The organism is Burkholderia sp. Bp8963 (assembly GCF_003854275.1).
GTDB lineage: Bacteria > Pseudomonadota > Gammaproteobacteria > Burkholderiales > Burkholderiaceae > Burkholderia.
In genome coordinates this window covers 1-10,480 of sequence record NZ_QTQP01000003.1, presented here as the reverse complement: position 1 = coordinate 10,480, position 10,480 = coordinate 1, and the positions used below count along the sequence as shown (strand labels likewise).

Annotated in this window: 10 protein-coding genes; all 10 read left to right on the top strand. The window is 60.9% G+C overall.

Annotation, left to right across the window (positions count from 1 at the left end):
• The first annotated feature begins 385 nt into the window (after positions 1 to 385).
• The gene (gene tssB / locus DID96_RS03380; protein ID WP_124597853.1) at positions 386 to 892 is read left to right on the top strand and encodes a type VI secretion system contractile sheath small subunit; all 507 of its coding nucleotides are present in this window, start codon (positions 386 to 388) and stop codon (positions 890 to 892) included.
• A gap of 46 nt (positions 893 to 938) precedes the next feature.
• Entirely contained in the window at positions 939 to 2,414 is a 1,476-nt protein-coding gene (gene tssC / locus DID96_RS03375; protein WP_124597852.1) for a type VI secretion system contractile sheath large subunit, read from the top strand.
• A 41-nt stretch (positions 2,415 to 2,455) separates the two neighbouring features.
• Entirely contained in the window at positions 2,456 to 2,851 is a 396-nt protein-coding gene (gene tssE, locus DID96_RS03370; RefSeq protein ID WP_221624568.1) for a type VI secretion system baseplate subunit TssE, read from the top strand.
• Positions 2,852 to 2,872: 21 nt separating this feature from the next.
• Positions 2,873 to 4,639, top strand: a complete 1,767-nt coding sequence (tssF, locus tag DID96_RS03365; protein WP_124597850.1) for a type VI secretion system baseplate subunit TssF — start codon at positions 2,873 to 2,875, stop codon at positions 4,637 to 4,639.
• The gene (gene tssG, locus DID96_RS03360; protein WP_124597849.1) at positions 4,603 to 5,610 is read left to right on the top strand and encodes a type VI secretion system baseplate subunit TssG; all 1,008 of its coding nucleotides are present in this window, start codon (positions 4,603 to 4,605) and stop codon (positions 5,608 to 5,610) included. The genes tssF and tssG overlap by 37 nt, the downstream gene beginning before the upstream one ends.
• On the top strand, positions 5,607 to 6,977 hold the full coding sequence (tagH, locus tag DID96_RS03355; protein ID WP_124597848.1) for a type VI secretion system-associated FHA domain protein TagH: 1,371 nt from the start codon (positions 5,607 to 5,609) through the stop codon (positions 6,975 to 6,977). Before tssG ends, tagH begins: the two co-directional genes overlap by 4 nt.
• Positions 6,974 to 7,924 carry a type VI secretion system lipoprotein TssJ gene (gene tssJ / locus DID96_RS03350; protein ID WP_124597847.1) on the top strand — a complete coding sequence of 317 codons (951 nt, stop codon included), beginning with the start codon at positions 6,974 to 6,976 and terminating at the stop codon, positions 7,922 to 7,924. Before tagH ends, tssJ begins: the two co-directional genes overlap by 4 nt.
• Entirely contained in the window at positions 7,921 to 9,255 is a 1,335-nt protein-coding gene (tssK, locus tag DID96_RS03345; RefSeq protein WP_124597846.1) for a type VI secretion system baseplate subunit TssK, read from the top strand. Before tssJ ends, tssK begins: the two co-directional genes overlap by 4 nt.
• 4 nt (positions 9,256 to 9,259) lie before the next feature.
• Positions 9,260 to 10,084 (top strand): type IVB secretion system protein IcmH/DotU, encoded by an 825-nt coding sequence (icmH, locus tag DID96_RS03340; protein WP_124597845.1) that lies wholly within the window; start codon positions 9,260 to 9,262, stop codon positions 10,082 to 10,084.
• A 28-nt stretch (positions 10,085 to 10,112) separates the two neighbouring features.
• A partial coding sequence (locus DID96_RS03335; protein WP_260463791.1) for a contractile injection system protein, VgrG/Pvc8 family occupies positions 10,113 to 10,480 on the top strand: 368 nt, incomplete at its 3' end.

Here is a 10,480-nt window from a genome sequence, read left to right as displayed (position 1 = left end):
CCAATGCGCAAGCGACTCTTTGCGAAGTTGCGAAAGTCGCCAGCCCATTAAGGGAACACGATATCGAGAGTTAGTAAACAAGACATTTACTATTTTTATTTGAAAAAGCATCCTGAATAGTAAAAAGAACTTGTCCGAACAATAAATCCACTTGATTCGTACTTGTACTATCGACAGTTATTTGGTGACGGTGTTAACTCGACACCTGGCTGTTACGCAATGCTCCGTTGCAGTTCGCTGAAGACTGCCGAGTGATCTTTGGGAAATTTCTCACTTGAATGCGAGACGATTCAGCATAGCGTCGCGCCTGTTTCCACAGCGCCTAAATTCTGCAATTCAGTCACATTAACAAGCGCACTAATCAACACCTTTACCAGGAGTCGTTATGGCGAAAAGACCGGGAACTGTTGCTCCGAAGGAACGTATCAATATCACCTACGTACCAGCAACTGGCGATCAGCAGGCGGAAATCGAGTTACCGCTGAAGTTGCTGGTTATTGGCGATTTCAAGGGCCACGAAGAGGACAAAGCGCTGGAGGACCGGCCAGTGGTGAATGTCAACAAAGACAACTTCAATGATGTGCTTAGCAAAGCCGGCGTGGCCCTGAAAACCACCGTCCCCCTGAGGCTAGGCGAAGCGAAGTCCGACGACACCCTGAGCGTCGAACTGGACTTCAGGCACATCAAGGACTTCGGCCCAGACGCTGTGGCTCAGCAAGTACCGGAGTTGCGCAAGTTGCTGGAACTGCGCGAGGCGCTTGTCGCGGTCAAGGGCCCCATGGGCAACATCCCGGCCTTCCGCAAACAGATCCAAGCCCTGCTGGGGGACGAGGCTGCACGGGACAAACTCGCTAAGGAGTTGAGCCTGGCGTTGGACGGTTCGGCCTCCTGACGGTCATCGCACGTCACCTCATACCACTGGTTTCAAGGACAAGAAAATGCAGAGAGAAAGCGCAGTCGCCAAGGCTGAAGCGGCTCAACCACAAGGTCTGCTGGAGCAGATCATGGCGCAGACCCGTATTGAACCCACGCACGAGGGATATGCCGTCGCCGAGCGGGGTGTGGCGGCGTTCATTGCCGAGGCGCTCAAGTCGGAAAATCACAATGCACCCGTCAACAAGATGCTGGTCGATCAGATGATCGAACGGATCGACGCGCAGCTGACTGCTCAGGTTGACGAGATTCTCCATTGCGAGGAATTCCAGAACCTGGAAGCGCGATGGGGAGAACTCAAGAACCTGGTCGACAATACCGACACTCGCCAGAACATCAAGATCGGCATGATGCACGTCACCAAGCCCGAACTGCTCGACGATCTCGAAAGCGCGGCTGACATCACCCGTAGCGGGCTGTTCAAGCATGTCTACACGGCGGGGTACGGCCAGTTTGGCGGCGAGCCGGTAGGCTGCATCGTCAGCAGCTATACCTTCGGCCCCTCGGCGGCAGACATCAAACTGCTCGGCTATGTCGCCGCCATCGGCGCGATGTCGCATGCGCCGTTCCTCGCTGCGGCAGGCCCAGAGTTTCTCAACGTCGAGAACTTCCAGGAGCTGCCCAACCTGAAGGAAATCAGCGATATCTTCGAGGGTCCGCGCTTTGCCAAATGGCGTAGCCTGCGCGAATCCGAAGACTCTCGTTACCTCGGGTTGACGCTGCCGCGTTTTCTGCTGCGTCAGCCCTACGACCCGCTGGACAATCCGACCCGTACATTCGTGTATCGCGAGGGCATCAACGGTGACCATAAAAACTACCTGTGGGGCAATACTGCGTTCCTGCTCGCCAACCGCATTACGGACAGCTTCGCCAAATACCGCTGGTGCCCGAATATCATTGGCCCGCTCTCCGGCGGCGCCGTTGACGACCTGCCGGTGCATCTCTACGAATCCCTCGGGCAGTTGCAGGCCAAGATCCCGACCGAAGTCCTGGTGTCCGACCGCCGCGAGTTCGAATTGTCCGAGGCCGGCTTCATTCCGCTGACGATGCGCAAGGACAGCGACAACGCGGCTTTCTTCTCCGCCAACTCGATCCAGAAGCCCAAGCTTTTCCCCAAGACTGAAGAGGGTCAGGCGGCACAGACCAATTACAAGCTCGGCACGCAGTTGCCGTACATGTTTATCGTCAACCGCCTGGCGCACTACCTGAAAGTCCTGCAGCGCGAGCAGATCGGTAGCTGGAAGGAACGCTCGGACCTTGAGCGCGAGCTCAACAACTGGCTCAAGCAATATATCGCCGACCAGGAAAACCCCTCGTCCGATGTGCGTAGCCGGCGGCCGCTGCGCGCGGCTCGAGTCATCGTCCAGGACGTGGCCGGCGATCCGGGCTGGTACCAGGTCTCGCTCGCCGTACGTCCGCATTTCAAATACATGGGCGCCAACTTCGAATTGTCCCTGGTCGGTCGGCTGGACAAGGACTAAGAGGAGTCGATGGGATGCCAAGAACGCCAGGACAAGGCAGCTTGTTCGAGCGACTCGATCCCGCTGTCCCGCCGCGACGTGCACGGTCGCGGCGGGATCTGGCTGCCGAGCGCATTCAGGCTATCAAGCAGCACCTCTCCTGGCTCCTCAACACGCGCCGGGGCTGCTCCCTGAGCAGCCCCGGCCTGGGGCTTCAGGAATTCAATGACGCGACCTCGAACAGCATCGACCTGCGATTTCGAATTTGCGAGGACATCTGCGCGACCGTCGAGGCTTTCGAGCCTCGGGTCAAGGCGGTCGAGGTGAAGCCGATCGCAAGGAACGACCTCCAGTTGCAGTTTCGGCTTCAGTGCCTGGTGTCGCTCAACAACATCGAAGAAAGGCTCGAAATCGACCTCATCGTTTCGCGCCAGGGTCAAACGACCGTAACCACGTAGGCGTTAGCCCAGGGGAAAGAAATGCCACTGAAACGAAAGTTTCTTGAGGAGATGGACTACTTGAGTCGGCTGCGTCGCGTCTTTACACGCGACAACCCGCAACTGGCACGCTTTCTGGGCGAGGAAGCCAACGACCCGGACGTGGAGCGGCTGATCGAAGCTTTGGCCTTTCTCACAGCCAAGCTGCGGCTGAAGATCGACGACGACCTGCCGGAATTGACCCACGCCATGCTGCAGTTGCTGTGGCCCAACTATCTCCGGCCGCTGCCCAGCGCCGTGATCATTCGTTTTGAACCCTTGCCGCAAGCCGTCACCAGCAAAAAGCGCATTGCCAAGGGTACCGAGGTCGGTGCCCGGCCGGTCGATAATATCCGCTGCAGGTTTCGGACATGCACCGAGGTCGATGTTTTCCCCTTCGTCATCCACGAAGTCAGCGATGCGCATACCCGTGAGAAGTCCATTCTACGCATCGATCTCGCGTTGCCTGGCACCAATGCGCCAAGCACCTTCGATTGCGACGCACTGGAGTTTCACCTCAGCGGCAGCGACCAGACGGCGCTCACGCTGTACCTGTGGCTTGCCCAGTATGTCGGCGAATTCCGCATGGAGTGCGGCGGCACCATGCGCCGCCTTTCGACGGATCAAATCGTCTTCCCTGGATTCTCTCCCAGCGAGGCGCTGCTGCCCTATCCGAAGAACGCCTTCGACGGTTACCGCATTCTCCAGGAATACTTCATATTCCCCAAGCGCTTCCAGTTCTTCAGGCTAACAGGCCTGCAAAAATTCTGGCCAGGCGAGGCAGTCGAACACATACGTTTTGAACTCCATTTCAGGCGACCGATGCCGCCAGACATCCGCGTGCGAACGGAGGATCTGGCGCTGTACTGCACGCCCGCGGTGAATCTGTTCAAGCACGATGCCGAACCGATCAGCCTGGATGGAACGGCTGTCGACCAGCGGGTGGTTCCAAGCGGCCACCGGCCGGACGCCTACGAGATATTCAGCATCGACGAGGTCAACAGCACGCACAACCACGAGCTGGGACAGTACGGAAAGCGGCAGCGCACCTATCAGTCTTTCGAGTCGCTACAACACGAGATCGAGCATGCGCATGGGCACGCGGCACTGTATTACCGCGCACGTATCGAGCCCGCCCTGGAAGAGGAAGGGGTTCATCACCGCATTTCCTTCGTACGCGGCGACGAAACCGAGTTCGTCGGCAAGAACGAGACTGTCTCGCTGTCGCTGACCTGCACTAATCGTGATCTGCCACTAGCACTCGCTGCGGGCGATATTTGTGTGAAAACGCAAACGACGCCCGACTTCGCGACCTACCACAACCTAGGAGAGCCCACGCCGTCTTACCGCCCCGTGCTCAATGGTCAGCTTCAATGGCGGTTGATCTCCAACCTGTCGCTCAACTACCTGTCACTCCAGTCGGCGGATCCTCTCAAGGCGATCTTGGCCGCCTATGACTTTGCCGCCCTACACGACATTCGGCGCGCGCGGACCACCCGCAAGCGCCTGGATGCCATTGGTGACGCGGTGACCAAGCCTATCGATCGATTGGTACACGGCTTACCGGTACGCGGGATGAAGACCGTGCTTCGAATGGACCCCAACGGCTTTCTTTGCGAGGGCGACATGTACCTGTTCGGCACGGCACTCAGCCACTTCTTTTCCCTGTATTCGAGCATCAACTCGTTTCACCTGCTCGAAATCGTCAACACCAGCAATCAGGAGCGCTACACATGGTCCATGCGAATCGGCCAGCAGCCGCTGATGTAGCCGACTGGGCGCTGGCGAACGGGAAGAACTACAACTTTTTCGGCTTGCTGGAACTGCTGTCGAGCCTCCACGGTGATGATCTGGAGTCGGAGGATGGTTTCGACGCCGCCCAGCGACGCATACGGTTGAGTGTCTCACCAGCCATCGGCTTCCCGGCCTCCGACGTGTCGCTGGCCGAGCGGACGGAGATGACTCCGCATGCGTATCACGTGCAGGCGACATTCTTCGGTCTGCACGGGACGGATTCGCCCCTTCCAGGCTATTACCTCGATCGGCTCGCCTACGAGTACGGGCAGGACGAAGGCATTCGCACCGAGTTCCTCGATTTCTTCAACCACCGGTTGCTGATGCTGCTGCACCAGGTGTGGCGCAAGTACCGGTACTACATCCGCTTCCAGAGCGGAGCCCGAGACCAGTTCTCGCCCTACGTGTTCGCCCTGATCGGTCTGGGCGACGCCGAAATGCGCGGCACAACACCGCTTCCCTGGAGCCGGCTGCTGAGCTTCGCCGGGATGGTGGCGTTGCGCGGTCGCCCAGCAACCATGGTGACAGGGATCATCGCGCACTGCTTCGACCTCGATAAGGTCGAAGTCCGCGAATTCGAGTTTCGCTACGCAGAGCTCGACGACTGCGACCGGGTCGCGGTCGGGCAGCGCAACGGCAACCTCGGCCGGAGCTTCGTGGTGGGCCGCCGCGTGCGCACACGCCACAGCAAATTCACCATTGTCATACCTGACCTCACCCGGGACCGCTTCTACGGTTTCCTGCCAACAGGAAACGATTTCCCGCGCCTGCGCACTTTAATCGACTTCCTGCTGCGCGACCCTACAGCCTATGACCTTGAACTCGGGCTGCGCGACGATCAGGTATCCCCTTTTAACCTCCAACGTGTGGGCGACACCCAGCTCGGTTGGACCAGTTTCCTGGGGCGACACCACCTGCGCCCGGTACGCATCAAGGTACGCCTATGAACGACCTGGCTCCCATCAGCCGGCTATCGCTGGTAATAACCAATCCGCAAGCCTTGCAGAAGGGCAGCTTGCCTCGCCATATATTCGACGCCGGCGGCGGCACGATCGGCTCGGCCAGCGCAAGTTGGGTACTCTCCGACCGTGAACACCGCGTCCGGCCGCTGCACTGTCGAATCATCTTTGAAGATGGCGCTTTTGTGGTGGTGGATACCTGCGGTCTCACGCGCATCAACGACCACCGCGAGCCTATCGGCAGCAACGCCTGCGTAGCACTGAGCGAGGGTGACCAGTTGCACATCGGTCCGTACCTGCTCGCGGTGAATCTGCATGACGGTTCGCACAGCCTGCCCGACGGCGACCTTCACCTGGCGCAATACGAGCTGGATGAACTGCTGAGCACCTCCGATGCGCACCTGAACGATGGGCCAACGCAGTCGGTGCAGCCGATCGACAATCCCAGCGTGATCGAGGGCATGGCCGAGTTTCAGGCGCTTGCTGCTCCGGAACGCCCGGACGCCGCGCTCGACCCGCTGGCGGCACTGGAAGCTGCCGAACAGCAGCGACAACACGCGAACCACGACGCCCTCGGCGTGCTTGACACGCGGCACTATGGCCTCTCGCCATCCCCACCCCAGGCCGACTTCACCGCTACTCGATTTGAAGCCGTATTCGGCACCCCCAAGCGTTCCACTGGAGATTCCTCGATGTCCCAACAAGATGCGCGGGCCACGGCCGCCCAGTCCTGGCTGCACGGCCAACCCTTGGGTGAACAAAACCCGACCCAACTGGTATCGCCGCTGATCCAGGGCCTGGATGCACCGTTAGGTCAACTGGATGGGCCCGGCGTCTATCGCGTCCAGTTGGAGGCTGGCCAGGCCCTGCAGGCCCTCATCAAGGGGCTGGCTGCCCTGCATGATCAACAACAAGCTGGCGAGGAGCGCCGCATGTCCGTGCGTGGACGAACACTGCAGCCCATCGAGGACAACCCATTGCTCCTCGGCCAGGGCTATCCGGAGACCGTGCGCGCGCTATTCTCCAATGAGCGCAGCGTGGTTCATCTCTCCCCCGCCGCGGCCGTCGAAGAGAGCCTGGAGCAGCTTCGACAGCAGCGCAATGCCATGCTGAAAGCCATCGAAGCTGGCCTGGACGCCTTGTTGCAGGCGTTTTCCCCCACGCAATTGCAACAGCGCTTCCAGCGATACCTGTCCAGCGATGTCGAGCAGCAAGGAGAAGGCGACTGGGCCTGGCGAATGTTCGTTAGCTATTACGGTGAACTGACTTCGGCACGCCAGCAGGGTTTTCACAAGCTGTTCTGGGAGGTCTTCGACCAGCACTATGACCGGTGTTTGCGTGCGGAGCCGCAATGAAGCGAACGGCCTCCCTGTTGCTGCTAACCGTGGTGCTTGCCGGGTGCAGCACTGTGGGCAACGTTCTCAGGAAGACCGGCCAAGTGCTGATGGACCCATCCATCCAGGTCGGCTCAGCCGAGAATCAGCCCACGCAGATCGCGCTGAGCCTCTACGCCGATCCGCTCGTCAACCCCAACCCGGCCATCGAAGGCGGCAACGATGAGGCCAAACCGGAACAAGTAGCTGACTCCCCTGCCGTGCGCAACGCCGCCGGGCAGTATGCCGTCCAACTGCAGAGTTCCACCCGCACGGGTCTGATCGAGGCGCTCGAAGCCTTGCTCGGCCAGTTGGAGACAGGAGATGCGCCGCGTCCCGGTGGGCCAGGTGCCGCCGTCGCGGCGGACGGCCCTTGGCCACCGTTGCCGGTCGGTCTCCCGCGTCAGAGCGAGCGCGTTCTCGCCAAGGACAAAGGTGCCACGGCTGCTCCCGGTCCGCTACCGCGCACAGGCGACCTGGGCCAGTACCGCGATGGTCAGGCCATCCCCGACGCCCCGCCGCTAACACGCGTCGAACGCTACGTGTCCACCCCAGTGCCGTTCAAGATCGTGCAACTCAAGGACGACTCGGTGCTGCTCAATGCCGACCCGTCCCTGCTGCGCGACAACCTGAAAAAGACACTCGGCAGCACCTACCTGAACGCCGACGACTATCTGCTGGCGCCGGGGCAGTTCAAGTTCATCAACTACGCCGATATCGACAAAGACACCCGCTTCATCGCGGTCGTTGCCGATTTCCACGACGCCAACCCGGAAGCGATCAAGCAGGTGTTCCGCGTCGAACCACGCGGTCGCAAGTATGCGCTGTTGATCACCTTGGGCAACACGCGCGCCGCCATCACGGACGAGAGCCTTCCGACACCGCAAGTCTTGGGCGCAAATTCACCCAACCCGGACAAAAAACCATGACCAGCAAGCGATCCGTCATCTGGGAAGAAGGCCTGTTCGTCAAGCCACAGCACTTCCAGCAGCAAGCCCGCGCCCTGGAGCACCACGCCAGCCAGCGTGTGAACAGCGTCAGCCAGCACCTCTACGGCTTCACCGAGCTGGAGATTAACCAGGAGTTCCTCGCCTTCGGCAAGATCGCCATCATTCGGGCCCGCGGCGTCATGCAGGACGGCACCGTGTTCGACATTCCGGCCGACCATGCACCGCCCGAGCCGCTGGCCATCACCGACACCGACGTGATCAGCCAGACCGTCTATCTCACGCTGCCCCTGAGGTCCGAAGGTGGCCTGGAAGTCCGCTGGCCAAACACCTATGGCAATGCCCGGTACACCCACGGGCTCGAAGAGATCCGCGACACCCATAGCGAAGAGGGCGACTACACCCCTGTCGCCCTGGCCGGGCTGAATTTACAACTGGCGCTGGAACGCGACGATCGCAGCGCCTATACCGGTCTGGCGCTGACGCGGATCCTGAATCGACTGCCCGACGGCAGCCTCGTGCTGGACCAGGACTTCATGCCCACCGGCCTGTCGACCCAGGCCATGGCGCCCCTGGCACGCTTCCTTGACGAAGCGACATCGCTCATGCGCGAGCGCGCCAAAAGCATCGCCGAACGTATCGCCTCGCCCGGCCAGTCCGGGGTGGCCGACGTCACCGACTTCAACCTTCTGCAAACGCTCAACCGCCTGTACCCGCTGTTCCGGCATCTCTCACAAACGCGCCAGACTCACCCGGAACAACTGTACATCGCCTTCAGCCAGGCCTGCGGCGAACTGGTCACTTTCATCGACGAAGCCCGGCTGCCCGACGAGTATCCAGCCTATCGGCACGACCAGCCTCGCGAATCGTTCCGTCAGTTGCAGGAGACTCTGCGCCGTGTGCTGAGCACAGTGCTGCAACCCCGTGCCGTGCAGCTGCCACTTGTGCCGCATAAGTACGGCGTGCAAACGGCGGCCGTGCCCGATATGCGCCTGTACGACAGCGCCGACTTCATTCTCGCCGTGCGCGCGCAGATGCCGGTCGAGCAACTCCAGCAGCAGTTCCTCCAGCAGGTCAAGGTCGCGTCCATCGGCAAGGTGGACGAGTTCGTTCGCCTGCAGTTGCCCGGCATACCGATGATCCCGCAGCCGGTCGCGCCGCGGCACCTGCCCTACCACTCCGGCTTCAGCTACTTCCAGCTCGACCGCAGCCACGCCAGTTGGCAAATGATGACAGGCGCGCCGGGGTTCGGCTTCCACGTCGCCGGCAACTACCCAGGACTGGAAATGCAGTTCTGGGCGATCAGGAATTGACACCATGACGACCGAAGTCACCATCGGCAACGACCGCCACGCACTGAAACGCGTTTCCACACCGCCTGAGGTCCACGGCAAGCAGGATCTCGCCTACGAACACGTCACCCAGCTCGACCAGGACGAAGACCTCGGCTTCGCGCTGCGCGGGCACAGTTTCAATCCGCTGATCGATGCGGCCCAGCCCCTGCTCGGCCTCGTCATACGGCTGCGCCGGCTGCACGACTTCAGCAACGTGGAGAGTCTCTACGAAACCGTGCGCGACCAGATCACCGGCCTCAGCGACGAAGTCCGCCAGCACGGCTACGACAACGCGACGCTGCTTGCCTACCGCTACGCGCTGTGCGCGCACATCGACGAAGCGGTGATGGCCACGCCCTGGGGGAACGCGGTCTGGTCGCAACGCTCGCTGATCAGCTACCACCACAACGAAACCTGGGGCGGCGAGAAGTTCTTCACCGTGCTCGCGCGCATGCAACTGGATCCGGAAAAATACCGTGACGTGCTGGAGTTCAAATACTTGTGCTTGTGCCTGGGCTTCAAAGGCAAGTACGCACAGCAGCATAACCACCCCGACACCCTCAATGCCATCATCGCCAAGCTGCACAAGGTGCTGCGCTCGCTGCGCGGGGACACGGCCGAGCGGCTGACAGATGCGCACGTCAACGTTGCACACCAGCGCCAACGGCTCGGCCGCTCGCTCCCCTTGTGGGCGCCTTGGGCATTGGCGTTTGTCGTGCTGGCCGGCGCTTACACCGTCTTCGAAGTGAAGCTGGCCCGGTCCACAGACCTGGTCCTGCAATCGCTGAACAACATCCTCAAGCCCTGAAGTATTTCAGGCCAGCACGGAGCACGCCATGCCACATCAATCCGACCTGCGCTTCACCTTCCAGATCGTGGGCGGGATGGACTTCGAGGTCATCGAGTTCACCCTGGACGAAGGACTGTCCGAAACCTATCGCCTCGAGCTGGACCTCGCCTGCACCGACCCCGCCGTCGATTTCGGCCAGGTGCTCGACCGCCCCGCGCTCTTCACCCTATGGCAAGGCGAACTGCCCGTGCGCTATGTCCACGGGCTGGTCAGCACCCTGGAACAAGGCGAAACCGGCTTTCGCCGCACGCGCTACCGCGCGGTGGTCGAACCCGAACTGGCCCGGCTCAAGCTGTGCTCGGACTGGCGCGTGTTCCAGACCCAGAGCGTGCCGGAGATCCTGCAGAGCGTGCT

What these genes read in the sequence shown, in the direction of transcription:
- tssB (WP_124597853.1), top strand. Translation starts at nt 386, where the DNA reads ATGGCGAAAAGACCGGGAACTGTTGCTCCGAAGGAACGTATCAATATC.
- tssC (WP_124597852.1), top strand. Translation starts at nt 939, where the DNA reads ATGCAGAGAGAAAGCGCAGTCGCCAAGGCTGAAGCGGCTCAACCACAA.
- tssF (WP_124597850.1), top strand. Translation starts at nt 2,873, where the DNA reads ATGCCACTGAAACGAAAGTTTCTTGAGGAGATGGACTACTTGAGTCGG.
- tssG (WP_124597849.1), top strand. Translation starts at nt 4,603, where the DNA reads ATGGTCCATGCGAATCGGCCAGCAGCCGCTGATGTAGCCGACTGGGCG.
- tagH (WP_124597848.1), top strand. Translation starts at nt 5,607, where the DNA reads ATGAACGACCTGGCTCCCATCAGCCGGCTATCGCTGGTAATAACCAAT.
- tssJ (WP_124597847.1), top strand. Translation starts at nt 6,974, where the DNA reads ATGAAGCGAACGGCCTCCCTGTTGCTGCTAACCGTGGTGCTTGCCGGG.
- tssK (WP_124597846.1), top strand. Translation starts at nt 7,921, where the DNA reads ATGACCAGCAAGCGATCCGTCATCTGGGAAGAAGGCCTGTTCGTCAAG.
- icmH (WP_124597845.1), top strand. Translation starts at nt 9,260, where the DNA reads ATGACGACCGAAGTCACCATCGGCAACGACCGCCACGCACTGAAACGC.